Origin of the sequence: Rhodopirellula sp. UBA1907, from assembly GCF_002337565.1 — a bacterium.
Taxonomy (GTDB): Bacteria; Planctomycetota; Planctomycetia; order Pirellulales; family Pirellulaceae; genus Rhodopirellula; species Rhodopirellula europaea.
Window position 1 is genome coordinate 76,048 of the sequence record NZ_DDGH01000064.1, and the last position, 19,076, is coordinate 95,123.

The 19,076-nt window shown below is 56.1% G+C and carries 17 protein-coding genes; 8 read left to right on the top strand and 9 right to left on the bottom strand.

Annotated elements, in window-relative coordinates; translation table 11 throughout:
- From B2R17_RS14170 to B2R17_RS14200, 7 genes are all read left to right on the top strand, one after another.
- Positions 1-650, top strand: a 650-nt coding sequence (locus B2R17_RS14170; protein ID WP_286764494.1) for an AAA family ATPase, incomplete at its 5' end; no start/stop codon positions are given.
- A 3-nt stretch (positions 651-653) separates the two neighbouring features.
- The gene (locus tag B2R17_RS14175; RefSeq protein ID WP_286764495.1) at positions 654-1,529 is read left to right on the top strand and encodes a DUF58 domain-containing protein; all 876 of its coding nucleotides are present in this window, start codon (positions 654-656) and stop codon (positions 1,527-1,529) included.
- Between the two features lie 41 nt (positions 1,530-1,570).
- On the top strand, positions 1,571-2,572 hold the full coding sequence (locus B2R17_RS14180) for a hypothetical protein (RefSeq protein WP_339889012.1): 1,002 nt from the start codon (positions 1,571-1,573) through the stop codon (positions 2,570-2,572).
- Positions 2,569-3,642, top strand: a complete 1,074-nt coding sequence (locus B2R17_RS14185; RefSeq protein WP_286764497.1) for a vWA domain-containing protein — start codon at positions 2,569-2,571, stop codon at positions 3,640-3,642. The genes B2R17_RS14180 and B2R17_RS14185 overlap by 4 nt, the downstream gene beginning before the upstream one ends.
- Positions 3,639-5,780, top strand: coding sequence for a VWA domain-containing protein (locus tag B2R17_RS14190; RefSeq protein ID WP_286764498.1), 2,142 nt, complete (start codon positions 3,639-3,641; stop codon positions 5,778-5,780). The genes B2R17_RS14185 and B2R17_RS14190 overlap by 4 nt, the downstream gene beginning before the upstream one ends.
- An 8-nt stretch (positions 5,781-5,788) precedes the next feature.
- Entirely contained in the window at positions 5,789-8,770 is a 2,982-nt protein-coding gene (locus B2R17_RS14195; protein ID WP_286764499.1) for a BatD family protein, read from the top strand.
- A 253-nt stretch (positions 8,771-9,023) separates the two neighbouring features.
- A complete protein-coding gene (locus B2R17_RS14200; protein ID WP_286764500.1) occupies positions 9,024-10,121 on the top strand; it encodes a DUF1349 domain-containing protein in 1,098 nt (365 codons plus the stop codon).
- Positions 10,122-10,155: 34 nt separating this feature from the next.
- Here B2R17_RS14200 and B2R17_RS14205 read toward each other — a convergent pair whose 3' ends face one another.
- From B2R17_RS14205 to aroH, 6 genes are read right to left on the bottom strand one after another with little or no spacing between them, the layout of a single operon-like run.
- Complete coding sequence (locus B2R17_RS14205; RefSeq protein WP_286764501.1) at positions 10,156-11,073, bottom strand: dihydroorotate dehydrogenase; 918 nt, start codon at positions 11,071-11,073, stop codon at positions 10,156-10,158.
- A 6-nt stretch (positions 11,074-11,079) separates the two neighbouring features.
- A complete protein-coding gene (locus B2R17_RS14210; protein WP_008665885.1) occupies positions 11,080-11,736 on the bottom strand; it encodes a phosphopantothenoylcysteine decarboxylase in 657 nt (218 codons plus the stop codon).
- Positions 11,733-12,173 (bottom strand): TerB family tellurite resistance protein, encoded by a 441-nt coding sequence (locus tag B2R17_RS14215; RefSeq protein WP_008665883.1) that lies wholly within the window; start codon positions 12,171-12,173, stop codon positions 11,733-11,735. Before B2R17_RS14215 ends, B2R17_RS14210 begins: the two co-directional genes overlap by 4 nt.
- Positions 12,170-13,975, bottom strand: a complete 1,806-nt coding sequence (locus B2R17_RS14220) for a sigma-54-dependent Fis family transcriptional regulator (RefSeq protein ID WP_007332284.1) — start codon at positions 13,973-13,975, stop codon at positions 12,170-12,172. The genes B2R17_RS14215 and B2R17_RS14220 overlap by 4 nt, the downstream gene beginning before the upstream one ends.
- Before the next feature lie 4 nt (positions 13,976-13,979).
- Positions 13,980-14,963, bottom strand: a complete 984-nt coding sequence (locus tag B2R17_RS14225; RefSeq protein WP_008665881.1) for a hypothetical protein — start codon at positions 14,961-14,963, stop codon at positions 13,980-13,982.
- A 4-nt stretch (positions 14,964-14,967) separates the two neighbouring features.
- A complete protein-coding gene (aroH, locus tag B2R17_RS14230; RefSeq protein ID WP_007325001.1) occupies positions 14,968-15,393 on the bottom strand; it encodes a chorismate mutase in 426 nt (141 codons plus the stop codon).
- A gap of 673 nt (positions 15,394-16,066) precedes the next feature.
- Between aroH and B2R17_RS14235 the strand changes: the two genes are divergently transcribed.
- A complete protein-coding gene (locus tag B2R17_RS14235) occupies positions 16,067-16,483 on the top strand; it encodes a DUF4430 domain-containing protein (protein WP_286764502.1) in 417 nt (138 codons plus the stop codon).
- A 318-nt stretch (positions 16,484-16,801) separates the two neighbouring features.
- Here B2R17_RS14235 and B2R17_RS14240 read toward each other — a convergent pair whose 3' ends face one another.
- From B2R17_RS14240 to B2R17_RS14250, 3 genes are all read right to left on the bottom strand, one after another.
- A complete protein-coding gene (locus B2R17_RS14240; RefSeq protein ID WP_008658280.1) occupies positions 16,802-17,878 on the bottom strand; it encodes a sugar kinase in 1,077 nt (358 codons plus the stop codon).
- Positions 17,879-18,073: 195 nt separating this feature from the next.
- Positions 18,074-18,883, bottom strand: a complete 810-nt coding sequence (locus B2R17_RS14245) for a D-mannonate oxidoreductase (RefSeq protein WP_008658281.1) — start codon at positions 18,881-18,883, stop codon at positions 18,074-18,076.
- Positions 18,867-19,076, bottom strand: a 210-nt coding sequence (locus tag B2R17_RS14250; protein ID WP_286764503.1) for a hypothetical protein, incomplete at its 5' end; no start/stop codon positions are given. The genes B2R17_RS14250 and B2R17_RS14245, both read right to left, overlap by 17 nt.

Here is a 19,076-nt window from a genome sequence, read left to right on the forward strand (position 1 = left end):
TGCTCGCCGACGAGATCAACCGGGCGCCGGCGAAAGTTCAGAGCGCTTTGTTGGAAGCGATGCAAGAACATCAAGTCACGATCGGTAGCGAAACCTTTCCACTGCCCGAGCCGTTCTTGGTGATGGCGACGCAAAACCCGGTGGAGCAAGAAGGCACGTACGCGTTGCCGGAAGCTCAAACTGACCGATTCATGCTGAAAGTCATCGTCGATTATCCCAACCGCGAAGAGGAGTTGTTGATTCTTCGTCGAATGGGAAAGACGGGTACGAAATTGGAAGTCGACGCGGTTGCTTCGCCAGAGGACATCTTGGCAGCACGAGCGTTGCTCGACGAAATTCGCGTCGACGAAAAGGTGGAGGGCTACATCGTCGATCTGGTGATGGCGACTCGGCGTCCAAAGGCTTACGGGTTGGAATTGGATGGATTGATTCAGTTTGGTGGTTCGCCGCGAGCAACGATCAACCTGACGCTCGCTGCCAGAGCGGCCGCATTTTTAGCGGGACGAGCGTACGTGCTGCCGACCGACGTGCGTTCGATTGCGTTGGACGTATTGCGGCATCGGGTGATGATCACTTACGAAGCCGAAGCGGAAGATTTGACCAGCGAATCCATCGTGCAGCAAATTCTCGATCACATTCCGGCACCTTAAGCGATGACTCCCAGCGAAATCCTTCGCAAGATTCGTCGAATCCAAATTCGAACCAGCCACCGTGTCGACGAGATGTTGGCGGGGACATGGCATTCGGCATTCAAAGGCCGAGGCATCGAATTCGAAGAGGTTCGCCCCTACCAAGTCGGCGACGATGTTCGCACGATTGATTGGAACGTGACCGCGCGCCAAGACGCTCCCTTCGTCAAGCTGTTTCGAGAGGAACGCGAGTTGGCGGTGATGTTGATGGTGGATTGTTCGGCGTCATTGGACTTTGGAACCCAGTCGCAAACCAAACGCGAATTGGTGACGGAACTGGGAGCGACCCTGGCGATGTCGGCCATCAAAAACAACGATCGGGTTGGTTTGACACTGTTCAGCGAAGACATCGAAAAGAGTTTTCCCCCACGGCAAGGTTCACGTCATGTGCTGCGACTGATTCGCGAAATGTTGACTCATCCTTGCCGTGGATCTGGGACCGATGTTGGAGCTGCGCTGGAACACTTGCAGCGGACCGCGAAACGAAGGACGGTCGTGTTCCTGATCAGCGACTTCCAATCCAAGGACTACGAGAAATCGCTTCGCGTCGCTTCTCGAAAGCATGATTTGATTCCCGTAGTGGTCACGGACGCTCGAGAAATGGAGATGCCTGCGGTGGGTTTGGTTCCGCTTCGCGACAACGAAACCGGTGATTTAAGTTGGATCGATACTTCCAGCCGCAAGCATCGCGAATGGTATGCACAGATGGTTCAACAACGAGAGGAACAGCGTGACGCTTTGTTTCGACGTTACCGAATGGAACCACTGCACTTGAGGACCGGAGAAGACTTGGGCGAACCTTTGCGTCGCTACTTCCATCAACGGGAGAACCGACGATGAGGGTCGAAAAAGTAATGAGCCAAAGACGCCGCTCTCAAGCGATGTTGACGATTTGCAAATGGATGGCAGTCCTACTGTGCGTCGCGGCGACGACCGCTGCATACGCTGATGCGATCGTTCAGCGGCAGAGCGATGGTCCGATAGAATTCCGACTTCTTGTGTCCGATTCGGAAACGCTGATCGCAGAACCTTTGCAATTTGAATTGGAAGTCATCGTTCCGAGCGAGTTGCAAGTTGTCTTGCCTGCGCTGGACCAGTCTCTCGGCAATTGGGAAATCATCGCGAAGGAAGTTCGAGAGGACTTGCCCCACGCGGATGAGCCAGGCCCCAATTCGCGTCGATGGTGGGTGCGATTGACGCTGGAGACTCTGCAGACGGGCGAAGTGACCATTCCGAGTGTTGAAATTCAAACGCTTCCAAGGCAATTGGAGAGTCGATCCGAGAATGCCGCCATCGATTGGGAGAAAGCCGGTTCTCTGGTGACGCAGCCAATTTTCATCGATGTTGTCAGCGTTCTATCGGAAACTGCTGACCCGACGAAGCCAGAGCCGATTGCCGGTGCCATTGCGCTGCCGACCGAGGAAACGCCATCGAGTTCTTCGCTGCCTGGCGTCGTTGTCGGTTTGATCGGAGTCTTGATCGCCGGAGCATTGTTGATTCGCCGGATTCGATCTCGTGGAGAAATTTCCAACGCGGACTGGGCACGCCGACAGCTGACGGATCTGCGTTCCCAATGGCGCAAGCAACGACTCACTCCCGACGATTGTGCACGTCAGTTGTCACCGATCTTTCGCGAATGGATCGGTTCGATGATGGGACGAGAATCGGCGGTCACGTCGGACGAAGCATCGGCTTGGCTGCGGGAAGTCGAGCCGGCGATTGATGGTGAGCTACTGACAATGCTGACTCGGGCGGACGAGGTTTCGTTTGCCGGTATCTCGGCGACATCCTCGGAAGTTGATTCTTGGCTCAATCGGTCCGATGACTGGATGAAACAGCTTGAGACGTTGCAGGTTCGAATCACACAGGAGGCAAACGCATGAATTTTGCATGGCCTCACGCGTTTTGGTTGTTGGCGTTGATTCCACTGATGGCTTGGTGGATGTGGCGTCGTCGAGGCACGGCCTCCATCGCTTTCAGTTCGGTCGCCGCGGTCGATGAACTTCCGCCCAGTTTGCGGCAACGTTGGATGTGGTTGCCGAAGGCGTTGACGTTGATTGCGTTTGCATTGTTAGTGGTGGCGTTGGCACGACCACGCGAAGGACGCGAACAAACGGTTTCGCAAACCGAAGGGATCGCAATCGAAATGGTGATCGACCGTAGCGGCAGCATGCAAGCGATGGACTTCAACATTGACGGCGAGCCCGTTGACCGATTGACCGCGGTGAAGAACGTGGCCAGCAAATTCATCACCGGTGGCGAAGATTTGGAAGGGCGTTTCAGTGACTTGGTGGGGCTGATTACTTTCGCGGCGTATGCCGATGCGGAAACGCCTCCGACGCTGGATCATTCGTTTGTGGTGTCACGGTTGAACCAGACTGAGATCGTCAATCGAAGAGATGAGGACGGAACCGCGATTGGAGACGCTATCGCATTGTCGGTCGAAAAACTGAACGCCTTGGATGCAAGGCAGGAAAGAAAGGTGCAGAGCAAGATCTTGATTTTGCTGACCGACGGAGAGAACACCGCCGGTGAATTGGATCCGGTTCAAGCTGCCGAGCTGGCTGAGACAATGGGAATCAAAGTTTATGCGATCGGAGTTGGCACAAAGGGCAAGGCTCCCGTGCCCGTCCGTGACCCATTCACCGGTCGTCAGCGGCTGCATTACATGGAGGTGAACATCGACGAAGCGACACTGCAAAAGGTGGCTGAGATTACCGGCGGCAAGTATTTCCGGGCGACGGACACCGATTCGCTCGATGCAATTTATCGCGAAATCGATCAATTGGAAAAAACGGAAGTCGAAACACAGCAGTATGTCAGCTATCGAGATTTGGCCGTTCAGCCGTGGTATTGGCGTTCGTTCACGGTTCCTCCTGTGGTTGCGATCGCGTTTGTCGTGTTGATCCTTCGTTCGCTATTGGAACACCTTTGGCTGAAGGAGTTGGTGTGAACACGTCCGACATACAGTGGGGAAATCCTGGAGCTTTGACGTGGTTGATCGTCGTTGCGGGTGTTGCGTTGCTAGTCGGCTATGCCGGCATTTCGCGGCGGATCGCTTGGAGACGCTTCCTCGGAACGCGGCCGGCTAACCGGTTCGCGAATCCATCGAAATGGAATCGTCCCGTTCGTTCATTCCTATTGTTGGCGGCGTTGGTGCTGATGGTTGGCGCGCTGTCCGATTTGCGTTGGGGCAAGGCGTGGGAAGAAGTTCCCCAACGTGGAATCGAAGCGGTGTTTGTGCTGGATGTTTCCCGCAGCATGTTGGCGGAAGATGTTTCGCCGAACCGATTGGGACGCGCCAAGCAACAAATCAAAGACATGGTCGATGAGATGCCGGGCGACCGAGTTGGGTTGGTCGTGTTTGCTGGCGAGACTCGGCAAACGCTGCCGCTGACTCGGCACGTGGAAGATTTCAAACAGACGTTGGACTCCGTTGGTCTCCACTCGGTGCGTCGAGGCGGTTCGCGTTTGGGGGATGCCATTCGAGTTGCATCCGATGCGTTCCTGGACAAAACGACCGACCATAAAGCCATGGTGATTTTGACTGATGGAGAGGACCAAGAGAGCGATCCGGTTTCCGAAGCGAAGCGGGCCCACGAAGAAAAAGGCATTCGCATTTTTACGATCGGTTTGGGCGACATGGACGAAGGCTCACGGATTCCGGATGTGGATCCTGAGCTGCCTCGTCGGCAGAGCGGACGCTATGTGAAGCACAGAGGACAAACGGTGATTTCAAAGATGAACGGTGCCATTTTGATGGAGGTCGCCACGCAATCCGATGGAGCTTACATCCCGGCGGGAACCAAACGAGTGGATATGTCTGATGTGGTTCACGGGTACATCTCAAACGTCGACAAAACGGATTTGCAGACGGCGACAATCAATACATACATTCCTCGCTTTCATTGGTTCTTGATCCCGACAATGCTGTTGCTGGCTTTTGAGGTTCTGCTTCGAGGCTGGCCGAACAAACAATCCGTTGCGGAGGATGAAACACCCGTTCGTTCCGCGGAACCACTTTCCCGAAATGCCGCGAAAGTGGCATTGGTTCTGCTGGCTGGAACACTGAATTGGAGTGGGACACTGCGTGCTCAGGATGACTTGCGGTCACACGGTGGGCCGATGTCGCCTGTTGATCGCGTCGGTCGCGAACAGTTCAACCAAGGCGTGGAACACTTTGAATCACGAGAGTTGGATGCAGCGGAACAACTCTTTGCGGAGGCGGCGAGTTCGCTCGATACGTCTCTCGCCTTGCGGGCTCGTTACAACCTTGGGAACTGTCAGTATTCACGAGCATTGGCGGGAATGCAGATTGAGCCAGCCGCTGCAAAGGAGGTATTGGATGCTGCGATCGCGAATTTTCGATCCGCGATCCAGGTGGCTCGGTCCATGGATCATGCTGCGGAATCAAACGACGATTCGGTAGCCGACGTGGTGCGTCGAGCACGCACAAATTTGGAATTGGCGTTGCGGCTGAAGCAGGAATTGGAGCGACAGGAGGAACAGCAATCGGGGCAGTCAGAGGACGGGTCTTCAGAAGAGGAATCCAAGCCCTCTGAAGACAACTCGTCGGAAGATCAGCAGGATCAAAACGGAGAAGATCAATCGGCCTCGGGAGACCAAAACGAAAGTGAATCCCCGAGCGATGGAGGCGAGTCACAAGAGAGTGATTCGCAGGAGTCTTCCGCCGGTGAGAAGCAGGAAGATGAGCAACAGGGTGGCGAGGACGGCAACGAAAGTGAGTCAGAAGAGTCTGGACAAAATTCCGCCCAGTCCGGAACTGACTCAAATCAAATGCCGGAACAGGATTCACCGCAGGATGGGGCGGATGATGCCGAATCATCCGCCGGCGAATCCACCGGAGCGGCTCCTGAGGGACAGTTGCAATCTCAATCGGAAGGAAGCGACGAATCCGAAATCCAGGAAGGCGAAGGCGGTGCGATGACACAACAAGTGATGCCGCAATCCATGACTCGCGAGGAGGCTTTGAAGATGCTGCAAGCCGTTCGCGACCGAGACATGCTGCGGCGTTTCGGAAGAGAACAACGAGAACGATCACGTCAAATTCCAGTGGAAAGAGATTGGTGAGGTCGATCATGAAATCCATTGAATGTGCAAATTGGAAGCGGCAATGCGCGAGCCCCGCCATTCGACTGCTCGTCGTGTTGATGTGCTGCGGTTTATTTACGTGCGCTGGCATAGCAAACGCGGCCGACGTGACGGCGAAGTTGTCGTCCAAGGAGGCGTATGTGGGTGCCTCATTGACTTTGCAAATCCAAATTCAAAACGCAGAAGAGTATGAGCTCCCGGAGTTGCCAACTGTCAAAGGTGTCGAAATTGTTCGCGAAGGGGCACCTCAACAGAGCCGGAGAGTCGCGGTCGTCAATGGCCGAATGTTGCAGGAACAGAGCATCACGTTTTTGTACCGCGTGACTCCGACCGAAGTGGGGACCTTTGAAATACCAGCGATGAATATTCGGGCCGACGGTGATGTGTTTCGGACCGAACCGATGACCTTTGTTGCAACGGCGAGCGAAACCGGCGATCTGCTATTTGTGGAAATCGAAGGCGAAGAAAGCTCGGTGTACGTTGGTGAGCCGATTCGATTGACATTGAAGATTTGGCTTCGTCCGTATCGGATGGCGGACCAAGAATTGACGCTATCGGAAGGCGACATGTGGTCGATGCGTTCTTCTCAGACCGAGTGGGGCGAATTCACGAAGGCGTTGGAGGACATGCGTGCACAAAACCAGCGTCCTGGAGGACGGTCGGTTCTGCGTAAAGATCAAAACGGTCAATCTCGTGAATACTATCTGTACGAGATCGACGCCGAGATTTATCCCAAGAAGCCTGGCAAGGTTGACGCCGGCGGTGTGGAAATCGTCTTCAACTATCCGACCGAAATTGGTCCGGCATCGAGACGAGATCCGTTCGGCATGGGATCGATGTTTGATGACGATTTCTTTCACGCTCCATTTGGGCGACCACGGTTTGCTGTGAAGAAGTCTCGGCCGATACGAGCGAAGGCTGAGATCGATGCCATCGAAGTGCTGCCCATTCCCACCGAAGGTCGACCGGATGGATACAACGGTGCGGTAGGCGAATACACCATCGTCACTCAGGCGACCCCGCAGTCGGTTGAAGCCGGTGACGCGGTCAAGTTGAAGATTGGAATCACTGGCGACGGGCCGATGGAATTGGTGCGATGCCCTCCGTTGTCGACCATGCCGGAGTTGACCGCTGATTTCAAAGTCTCTGATCAACCGCTGCCCGGTTTCGTCCAAGACAACATGAAGGTGTTCGCTCCGACAATTCGGCCCAAGCACGAAGGTGTGACTGAGATTCCGCCGATCGAGTTTCATTTCTTCAATCCGAAAACGGAATCGTTTGAAGTCGCGAAGAGTGAACCAATTCCCTTGCGTGTCAAACCGTCGGAGACTCTGAAGCTGGGTTCCATCGTTTCTAATGGAAACCGATCGGTGGACTCCGATTCGGTCAGCGGGGCAGGGCAGGGCGGCGAAAATGCAGGGGAGGTCTGGGCAGCTTCACTCTGGCAAAACCACACGTCCGCGGATGCACTTGAAAACGTGCCAGTTCGCAAAAAGCAGATGCAAGGTTGGTCACTGATCGTGTTTCCGGGGTTGGTCTGGTTCAGTCTTGTCGTTTGGCAGAACCGAAGTCGCTGGATGGCGTGGATGCCCGAATGGAAGTCACCGGGCGAGCGCGCCATGCAAGAGATGGAACTGGCCGAGGATTTACCGGCGATTGGGCAAGCCATGGCGGCGTATCTGCAGCGACAGTTCGGGACCGATCGTGAATCATCGAACTGGATGTCTGGGGTCGGTGGTTTGCGAGCGACGGGAGGTTATGGATTGGCCGCTGAGGTCGAGTCATTTATCGAACGTTGTCAGCGTGAAGAATCGGTGGTTCCGTCGGAAGCGACGGTCGCCGCGGAGCCAATGCGGTCTCGCGGTGTGGCATTGATTGAACAACTAGAAAGCTTTCGCGAGCAACAACGACCCTCGCGAAGTTCACGGACGAAACCTGCCTCTGTTTTGCATTCACGAAGTGTGGCCAGAACACTGGGGTGGATGATCGTCGGCTGGACGTTGGCGAGTGGTGGCGTCTTCCGTGATTCCATGTTGAAGTCGTTCGCGATGGAGATTGCTCCGGCGAATAGAGGCAATGCCGTTGAGCCACTCGACGGCGTGACCTTGGATCAGACATCGATGTCTGTGTTGTTCCAGGAAGCCAACCAAGCCTACGAGCGTGGAATGTCGATGCTGGAAATGGAAGACTCTCGTGACGCATCGACGAAGGATCTGGCTGGCGATTTGCAGTCAGGACGTGCGGATGCGAAAGCGGATTTTGCTTTGGCGGCAACCCGATATCAGACGCTGGTGGACGCGGGAGTCGAGAATCCTTGGTTGTATTCAAACTTAGGAAATGCCTGTCTGCAGTCTGGCCAAATTGGACGAGCGATTGCTGCTTACGAAAATGCGTTGAAGTGGAATCCAGAAAACGATTCGCTTCGCACGCGATTGTGGTTGGCTCGCGATCAAGTCGAAGAGTCCAGCGATCATGACCTGTCGTGGGAATTGTGGGCCCAAAGAGCGATCTCGCCGGTTCTTTTCAAACACTGGGGATCAAGCCAACTGCGGTGGACAGTGATCGCTTTGGCTGTCGTCTTTTGGGTTTTGCTGATTTCAATTCGGGTCGGGCAATTCGCACCTGAAACACGTCGTGTGGCACGTTCAATGGCTTCGTTGCTTGTGGTGGTTGCCGTGGGCGGAAGTGTGGTTTGGTGGTTGGCGACATCAGCGGTTTCAAGACCATCCGCCGGTTATATTGTCGCTGATCAGGTCACCGTTCGGACCGGCGATGCTGATTCGTTTCCTGCTCTCATCGAGTGGAGCAATGCGGATGGGAAGCAAGTGGAAGTTGTTCAATCACGCGGTCAGTGGATGCTTGTCCGCACCGCGTCCGCGGAAGGTTGGGTGCCTCGCGGCAAAATTCAGACCATCAAAAACGGCGGACGCGAGATCTTGCTTCCACCAAATATCGACTCCGCTGGGTAGCCCACAGAACAGACGGCAATGGTTTTGAAGTCTTGGGGGAAACGGAATCTATGCAATCAATGGAGACGAATTGATTCTATGTCTGTCTTTGCCGCCAGAGACGCCTGCTCTTTAAAAGCTTGAATCGTCACGAGATGGTGCCGTATTTTGTTGACTCTCAAAGGTTCCAATTGAGGAACGTTGGCAATGCCGAGCACCAGGTTGGCTATATTGCTGGATGCAGTTTTGTTTCTTTTTAGATGAGGAGATCTGAATGTCACGCGGGCGGTTGCGTTTTCGATATGGAGTCGTTGTTGTTGCCTCGATCTTTCTAGGCATAGGGCACAATGCTTCTTGCTTAGTCGCCGATGAGCCCGACACGTTGTTCTTTGATGGGTTCGAAGGAAAGGTCGATGATCTTTGGGACCCGTTGCGACCCGATCCCGATCGTATGTCGCTCACCAGCCATCCTGGCAAACTCACGTTGAAAACGCATTTTGGTGGTCTCGGTGGCAACGCGCTGACTCGTCGAATGCCACTGACACGGAATCTGTATTTGGTGCCAAATCCCGTCGAAGGTGATGACGACTTTGTGGTCACGACCTGTGTCGAGTCCTTTCGGCCAGTCAAGAATTATCAGCAAGCTGGATTGATGATTTATGACGATGACGACAACTATCTCAAATTCGACTATGAGCACAGTGGACGGCATGCTGGGTTCAAGCACATGCGAGAAAAGGACACGTATCGTCTGGTTGACACCGATGAATTCATGGAGCCTGCCGACCAGCTTTGGTTGCGCGTGATCAAGCGTGGAAATGTTTATGAGCGAGCTTTCAGCACCGACGGTGAAAAATACAAAGTTATCGGAGAAGCAGTTTGGGGCGATGGCAGCCCTCAGCAAATTGGGATCATGGCTTGCAACGGATCGCTGCGGGACCATGAAATCGAGGCCCAGTTTGACTTCTTCCAAATTCGAAAACTGACAGCCGATGAACGCCAGGACCCTGTTTATTTGCAACGCCAAGAACTTGCCGGCGCATGGGATGTCGTTTCAACGAAAGTGAACGGCCAAGATTTAGTCGAAGGGCCAATCACAGAGTTCAACTTCGATGGCGGCAACGTTTCATTTGTTACTCAGGGTGAACTTACGGAGGTCGACTACATCCTGAACGTCGAATCCGATCCGAAAGGATTTACTCTGTCGTCATTGACGAGGGACGCGCAGGATCCTGTCAACGGAATCTACTCCATCGACGACGATCAATTGGTCCTGTGCTTGTCGCTGCCGCCCGGCGCACCCGCACCGAAGAAACTCGAATCACTGGAGAACGACGGAAGCATCCTGCTGACCCTTAAACGCTCCCGCTAAACAGGCACCTTGCACCGTTTATGCGATGGCTCTTTTACGTGAGGGTGCCGATGATTTCGGTGAGGGTGGAGGCGTTAAGTTCGTCGAGGGCGGCGGGCAGTTGGTCGATCAGCCGCATAGAGACCGTGGGGTCGTAGTAGTTCGCCGTGCCAATTTGCACGGCGGAGGCGCCGGTGACAAGGAACTGCATCACGTCATCAATGTTGGCGACGCCACCAATTCCGATGATCGGAATGTCGACGGCTTGGCGGACTTGATGCACACACCGCAACGCGATGGGTTTGATGGCAGGGCCACTGAGTCCGCCCATGCCGTTGCCAAGTATGGGGCGACGTTTCTTCCAGTCGACCGCCATGCCGAGGACTGTGTTGATCAGGCAGACCGCGTCAGCGCCGCCGTCGGCTGCGCCTTGAGCGATGTCGGCAATGCGAGTCACGTTGGGTGTGAGTTTGGCGAGGATCGGCACGTCGCAGGCATTGCGTGCGGAGGCGACGACTTCGCGGCATGATTCGGCGTTGGTGCCAAAGTCAATTCCGCCGCTGACGTTCGGGCAGGACAGATTCAGTTCGATCGCTGACACGCCATCGCACTGGCCGACTCGGCGAGCCAGTTCGGTGAAGTCTTCGACCGTTCGCCCGGCGACGCTGACGATGATGGGCGTTCCGAGTCCGGCGAGATACGGCAGGTGATGTTCGAGAAACGCGTCGACGCCATCGTTATCGAGCCCGATCGCATTGAGCAAACCAGCCGAGGTTTCGACGGTTCGCCAAGGTGCGTTGCCGATGCGTGGTTCGGCGGTGATGGTTTTGGGCAAGATCCCGCCGAGACGAGGGAGGTCAACGATGCCTTCCATTTCACGCGCGTAGCCAAAGGTGCCCGACGCCACCAAGATTGGATTGGGGAGCGTTAGGCGACCGAGTTTCGTTTGCAGGTCAATTTGCGTGGTGGTCATGAGGGGTCAGGAGGTGAGCAGTCGGTGGTGAATTTGGTGAAGAAGTCGCTGGGCGACGTGTTCTTTGGTGCCGCGAATGTGTTCGATCACGTCTCCGGACGGATCCAACAGTTCAACTTGATTTTCGCTAGAGTTGATCGCTTCAGGACCGTTGCTGACCATCAGATCGCAGTGCTTGCGTTCCAGTTTGACGGTGGCTCGAAAGCGGCGATCATCGGTTTCCAATGCAAAACCAACGACCCATTGATCCTGGCGTTTGCTCTGGCCAAGGGTGGCGATGACATCGGGTGTTTCAATCAATTCCAATTGAAGCGGTTCGCCGGTCTTGGACAGTTTTTGTGTCGAGACATGTCGAGGCATGTAGTCGCACGGTGCGGCCGCACCGATGGCGCCGTCGCAGTCTTGAAAGGCTTCGCCAGCAGCTTGCAACATTTCTTGCGTGGTTAGCACGTTGATCAGTTCCACGCCGTCGGGATAGTCGACCGAGACTGGTCCCGAAATCATCACGACATCATGTCCGAGTGCCAATGCGGCACCGGCGAGTGCGGCGCCCATGCGACCGCTCGACGCGTTGGTGAGATAACGAACCGGGTCGAGGTACTGCCGAGTCGGTCCAGATGTGATCAAGATGCGACGACGGGGAGAAGTGGAGGCATCTGTCACGGAGAGCGGCCCAGTTCGAGCTGAACGGATTGAATCAAGGTTTGCAGTCGTTGTCCGGTCAGCCCCATTTTCGCGGCCGCCAAAGCAAACAGTCTCTTTTCGGCTTCGACGAATTGCCCGTCGGCGGCCATCATTCGGATCAAATCTTTGAGCAATGACTCGCGGACATCGGGCTCGGTGGGCAGTTGCAGTTTGGCGCTGTCACTGATGCCGAACGCGAGAGCAGCCTCAAGCTCCGATTCGTGCAACCCAAGTTCTTCGCAACGCTCAGCGATCAAGTGGACTTCGCGGTGGCTGAGCGATCCGTCGGCGAACGCCATCACGACCAGGTTGCGAAGGTGCTGTTTACGCTGGTTCGAGATTCGATCGTGATCAGACGCGATTTCTTTCGCGGTTTTGGATTCGTCAGGATCGGGGGCGGGCGATGAATCGCTCATCGTTCGATCTCATATTCGGTGATCTTGCGATACGCGGTCGCTCGGCTGATCCCGAGCAACTTCGCCGCTTCGGGCACGCTACCGTCGCACCGATTGAGTGCTTTTTCGATCAATCGTTTTTCCCAGACATCGATTCGAAGCGTGTCGATCTGAGTCAGCCCCGCGTCACGGAGGCCAAGGTCGTCTTCTTGGATCATGGGTTCGTCGGCCATCACGACAGCGCTGTCGATGACGTTGCGCAGTTGGCGAACGTTGCCTGGCCAAGCGTAGTTCCGCATCCGTTCGCGAGCAGGATCGCTGAGTGACAGCTTGGGCCGACCATGTTGACGAAGGAAATGGTCCAGGAAGTGATCGATCAAGATGTCGATGTCTTCCCCGCGTTCGCGAAGGGGCGGCACGACGAGTTCGAACACGCTGAGTCGATAGTAGAGGTCTTCGCGAAAACGGCCGTCGCGGACGAATTCGGTGAGGTCTCGGTTGGTGGCGGCGATCACGCGAACATCGACGCTGACTTGTTTGGTGGCTCCCACTGGAAGGAACGGGTGACCTTCCAGGATCCGCAGCAGTTTGGCTTGTCCTTCTAGGCTCAACTCACCGATCTCGTCCAGGAACAACGTGCCCTCGTTGGCTTGTTGAAACAAACCGTCGTGGTCGTTGTCGGCACCGGTGAACGATCCTTTCTTATGACCGAACAACTGGCTTTCCAGCAGGTCACGAGGAATCGCGGCGCAGTTGACGGTCAGCATGGGGCGATCGGTTCGCGTCGATGATCGATGAACAGCGCGGGCGACCAGTTCTTTGCCTGAACCGCTCTCACCGCGAACCAGCACCGAACCGTTGGCGGCACCGACGCGAGAGATTCGTTCTTTGAGTCGCAACATGGATTTGCTGCTGCCGATCAATTCGCCTTGGTCGGCATTTCGATCAGCGATGCGTTGGTTTTCCAATCGCAGATTTTCAGTCAGCGTTGATTGGGCGATTCCTTTTGTCAGCAGGCTGCCGGCACCGACCGTCAAGTCGACCAGTCGTTCATCGTAGGCAGCACCACTGCGGTGCAAAACCAGCACACCGAGGGAGGTTTCGCCATCGAGGATCGGAACCATCATGCAGGCGTCTTTGCCTGATTTGCCGTTGTTGTCAGGATGGTCGCTGATGTAGGGCTTTTGTTCGTTGCTGACGTGGCGCAGGCGGCCGCGATCGAATTTGATCGGTTGCGAATCCTTGGGGAATTGACGTCGGATTTTCCAACGGCCATCGCCCAAATCAGCGACCAGTGTCACCGTTTCCGACGCGGTGCGATCCAGCAACAACTCGAGAGTCGTGTTGATGACTTCGTCGGCGCGTTTGCCACCCAGCAGCGAAAGGCTGAGTTGATACAAGTCCAACAAGTCATCCGGATGATCGACCAGTTGGCCTGGCTCGCGGATACGATCTGGCTGACGAGTTCGATAGGACTCAAGTTCTTCGTAAACGGTTTGCGACAGCGCGTCTTCGTTGAGCGAGTCTTCGTCGAGGTTGATCATTTGCATGATCGTTTTCCCGATGACGACTTGCGTGTCGTTGTTCAGTCGAGCGGTGCTGACTTTCTTTCCGTTGACGAGCGTCCCGTTGCGGCTTTCAGTGTCGCGAAGTTGCCAGTTGTGGTCTTCGTAATAAATGACCGCGTGGAATCGACTGCTATTGGGATCCGTCAACATGATCTCGCAGCCCGCAGCGCGTCCGATGTGCATCGGGCGTTCTGGATCCAAAGGGAATTGAGTTCCCTTCTCGTTGCCGTCTTGAATGGCGAGGTAGGCGACCATCAATTCAAGCCGTGTGAAAGTTGGTGGATGGATCGGATGAGTTGTGTGCGGACAACGCGGCAGCAAGTTGTTTGAGTGCGATCGGCGTTGGTTGGCCGGTCAGCCCGACTTGTTCCCACCATCGTTCGACGATGGGAGCTTTGGCGGAAGGAAGTTCGGGTTGCCACATCGACAACGCTTTTGCCAACGGAAAGCGATTGCTGGGGATCATGCCAGCATCAGCAGCCTTGGAAAGAATCAATGGAACGATCGCCGTCGTCCAAGGAAGCTCGGACGATGTTCCAGCTTCGCCGGTTGCTGTGTCACTGCTTGTCCGAGTCCCACTGCTGCTGTTGTGCGTTCGTGTGTGCGAGCTGATGGCCATGCAGGTGAGTTGGTAAACCAAACGCAACCACTCGGGGACATCGGGATCCATGTCGGTCAGGACCGCTTCGATCCACACGCTGGCTTGTTGTGAACTGGCACCCGCAGCTCCGTTAGCGATGGGTTGCACGGCATGAACGCTGACTCGCGATGGCCACCAATCGGTCGGCGGGCTGCCGTTCCAAATCGCTTTGCCGACGGAGCGAACCAGTCCGGGGCCGTAGGACTCGTAAGCCTGTTTGAGCGGAGCGTATCGCAGACGAAGCTGGTCCGCCAATCTTGGTGATCGTGTCGTGAACGCTCGCCGGCATGTTTCCAAACTGCGATGAATTGCCATCGCCGTTTGATCGGATTGCAGATCGGAATGGCCGCCGCGAATCAAGGCGATTTCGCAAAGTGCGGGTGAGAGTTCCACGTCGTTGTCTTGGGCGATGGCTTCATCGATCAAGTGTTCCCAAATGACCGCGGGATCGATGGACGCGTTGATCAATCGGGTGCAGACGTCCTGGACCGCGGGCTGGATCGCCTTCTGCAGCGATGCGTCCTTTAGGTCTCGTTGCCAACTGATCCACTGGACCATTCGCAGGAGGCTGAGGGTGGTGGAGGGGATCCACTGCAATTTCACGGTTTCAATCCTCTTTGAGGTGTTCCGCGATCCATCGTTCCAATTCCTCAATGTCCACCGCGGGAACCTTTGACAGGTCGGGCCGCAACTTCACCGCGTCACGAATGTAGACGTGTTGAATTTCGGACTGAGACTTCGTCGTGTTCCAGTGAAGCAGGACTCGAATGCAACGCGGCAGTGAGCCTTCGACGGAGACTTCGTACCCGCACAGCAACGGAACTTCGAGCCACCCGAGTTGACGTGCCGCGAGGGCAGGGAACTCGCTGTGCAAATCTTTGGTGACCGTGAATGTTGCGCTGGCCAAGTCGGCGGAGTCGATTTCGTTGCGGCGGATCATCAGCGCCAGCAACTGAGTCGTTGCTTTGAGAATCTCTTCGCGGTCATCCTGCTCGACGGTGGTGGCCCCGCGAACTCCCCGGCACATGGTCATTTGGTTGCAAATCCTGTTTTGAGACGAGCCTCTTTGTTCTGGTTACCATAGTCGCAATCTCAATTTGCGACTACTGGGGATCTTGTGCTTTCAGCTGGCGTGCGATCGTTGCGGAGCGACCTGCAAGAGTTTCACGGAGCAAAATGCGAGGTGCCAGGCACCGTGTAGCCGACAGAGGCTCTCCGTCGGCTCGAGCGCAACTGATCGGGGGCAGTGGTGGGGCTTTTCTGCGGGGAATGAGTTGATGAGCTTTCGGGGGATTGGTGCGTTTCGGGTGTGGTTTGCCGACTGAGAAGCCTCAGTCGGCTACGGTGCTGGGTCGGAATTGGAAGGTGCTAGCCAACCTGTAGCCGACGGAGGCCCTCCGTCGGCTTGAACGCAATCAATCGCAGTTGGGTTGGGGCTTTGCTGCGAGGAACGAAGCGATGAGCCTTTAGGTGTCGGGTGCGTTTCGGGTGTGGTAACCGACTGAGGGGCCTCAGTCGGCTACGGGTGCTTGGCGGGTTCGCATGACTTGCGAGTGGTTTCGCGGTAAGTTGTGGAAAACCATTTCGCCAGGTTCGCTCGCTACCACGTTTCACAGGCAAACATTGTGTTTACAAAAACGACACGGAAGTCATCGTCGGCAGCGAGACACTTTTTCACGCGGGCGAGTGACAGCCGTTTTCGACCATTGTTTTGCGTTCTGCTGGGCGCGGTTCTGCTGAGTGCCAGTGGATGCGGTGGATCCACCACACCCGTCGAACCACCGGTGATCGAGGATTACATCCCTACTGGCGAGGTCACGCTCGAATTCGTGATCGACGAAGATACGACGAAGTCCTATGTCGTGGATAATGTCGCCGAAGGATCGACGTTGGAAGCTTTGATGGGCAACCTAAGTGCGCCGAAGATGGAGATCGGCGGAGAGGGAACGACCGCGTTTGTCAATTCAATTGAAGGAGTCAGCACCAATGCGACTCACGGGTGGACCTACACGGTCGACGGCGAATTCGCGACGAAGGGGATCGGCACGATGGAGTTGAATCCGCCGACCACAATCGTCTGGAAGTACACGACCTTCGAAGAGGCGATGGCCGAGAAAGAGTGATCGGCGTTTGAAAGGTCGGCCAACGCACCGTAGGCCATGTCTTGCATGGTGGCGTGGTTGGTTGATCCAGAGTTGAGGTTTGTCGCGAAGTTGAATGTCGCGGCGGTGGTGCATCGATCGGCGGGGGGCCATTGCCTGGCACGGCCTGGCCTACGGTTTTGCTCGACCTCCCCCAAAACTTCGTTTCGGGAGAGGCTCTCAATTGCAGAAACCCGCCAGAACGCATTGCCAGAAAACTGCACTGCTTCCCGGAGGGAAGAGTGAATCAGTTGGGCTCTTCCCCGATGAGGAAGAGATTGAATTAACGGCGTGCGAAGATCAGCGTTGGACGCGGGCGTTGCCCTTCCAGATGCTCCAGACTTGATCTTCGTCGGCAGGTTGGCCGTAGTCGGTGTAGAGCGTTGCGGTCAAAGCACCAGTGGCCCAGCCGAACTGCGAGCTCTTCTCTGCGTCCCAGCCTTGCAGCACGCCGTAGAGCAGGCCGCCGACGAATCCGTCACCGCCGCCGATGCGATCGATCACGCCGATTTCGCGTGGTTCGATGACAGCGAACTCGGTGCCGTGAGAAACGATCGCGCCCCAGTGATGCAGGTTGGCGCTCTCGACTTCACGCAGCGTGGTCGCGAACAGAGTCGTGTCGGCGTATTCCTTTTTGACCCGATTGATCATTTCCTTGAAGCCATCGATCTTCGCGGAGATGTCGCTGCCGCCGGCTTCGGGGCCTTCGACACCCAAGCACAGTTGGAAGTCTTCTTCGTTGCCGATCAGGATGTCGGACAGGCTGGCGATCTCTTTGAACTGAGCCGCCAATTTTTCTTCGCGACCTTTCCAGAACGAAGCCCGGTGGTTGAGGTCGAACGAGATTCGTGAGCCATGTTTTTTGGCCGCACGAGCGATCTCCAAGCAGAACTCGCTGGTCTCTTCCGAGAGTGCAGCGATCAGGCCGGACAGGTGAACGATCTTGGCGCCTTCGGTTCCGAAGATGCGATCGAGGTCGAAGTCCTTGACGTTCAGTTGTCGACCGACTTCACCAGCGCGGTCGTTTTGCACGCGAGGCCCGCGCGAACCCCAGCCGCTGTCGGCCATGTTGATTTGGTGACGCACGCCCCAAGGGTTGTCTTGAACGAATTCAGGACCTTCGTAGTCCATGTGACGGCCGGCCAAGTCATCTTTGATGAACCGGGCGACGGGGCTGTCTTTGACAAACGCGGTCAAGATTTTGACGGGCAATCCCAAGAACGACGAGATGCTGCCGACGTTCGATTCCGCGCTGGTGGCTTGCATCTTGAACGTGTCGCTGCAGTGGAACGGTTGGTGGTCCACTGGCGTGAGGCGAATTCCCATGCTGGTGGGAATGACCATGGCGTATTTGGCGTCGCTGCGTAGTTCAATCATGGGACAGTGTGGATGGGGAAAGTTGGGATGAAGGGGAATGGGCGGCAATCAGCGAGTCATTTCACGATTGGCTCGCCGCGAGATAGGTTCTCAGATGAAGAGCAGTGAAGCGGATTCACCCAGAGGTCTGCGCTGCCTTGCTTACGCTGCGGGTTATGAATCGTGAGCGAATCAGGAAACTCGTTCGAAGCAGGGCTAGATCGTGACGGATGCGAAACCGCCATCGACCGCGATGTTTTGCCCGGTCACAAACGAAGACGCTTTTCGCGAAGCCAACCAGATGGCGGCACCGGCGAGTTCTTCTGGTTTTCCAAAGCGAGCCATCGGGGTGTGACCGATGATTTGGCCGCCACGTTCAGTGTACGAGCCGTCGTCGTTGTAGAGCAGCTTGCGGTTTTGTTCGGCGGGGAAGAAGCCGGGGCTGATCGCGTTGACTCGCACGCCGGTGGTCGCCCATTCGCGAGCCAGCCACAAGGTCAGGTTGATCACCGCGGCTTTGGCGGCCGAGTAAGCCACGACGCGTGACAGCGGGATGATGCCTGACATCGAGGCGATGTTGATGATGCTGCCGACGCCGGCTTCGATCATCGCGGGCGCGAACACTTGGCTGGGCAACAACGCTCCGCCGACCAGGTTCAGGTCGAACACGTGTTGCCAGGCTTCGCGAGGCAATCCGCAGACATCGCCGCCAGGTGGAATCGTCGCGTCGGGATGGTTTCCGCCCGCCGCGTTGACCAGGATTGTTGGCGTTCCGGCCCAAGCCGTGATGGCGTCGCGAGCTTCGGCCAACGAGTCCGCTTGCATCCCGTCGACGGCAAAGAATTTGGCTTCGCCACCGCCCGAGGTGATCGCTTTGACTTTCGCTTCGCCGCGTTCCGCGTTGCGTCCCAAGACTGCCGTGCGAGCCCCGGCCGATCCGAGTGCCTGGGCCATGTGGCCGCCGAGCTCGCCTGTGCCGCCGATCACGACCGCGACATCATCGTTCAATTCAAAAAGAGTATTCATAGTGGCGGTACTTTACTCGCAACGCGACGCAGAGAACAGCACGCGAAACAGGGAAGTTTTGCCAGTCGAACGACGCAGGGTCCATGGAGGGCGTGGAGCTTTTTTGATTCCGCTTTTTGGCAGATTTCCACATGGCGTACCTCTCCCGAAACGAAGTTTCGGGAGAGATCGAGCGACGCCGTTCAGGCGTACG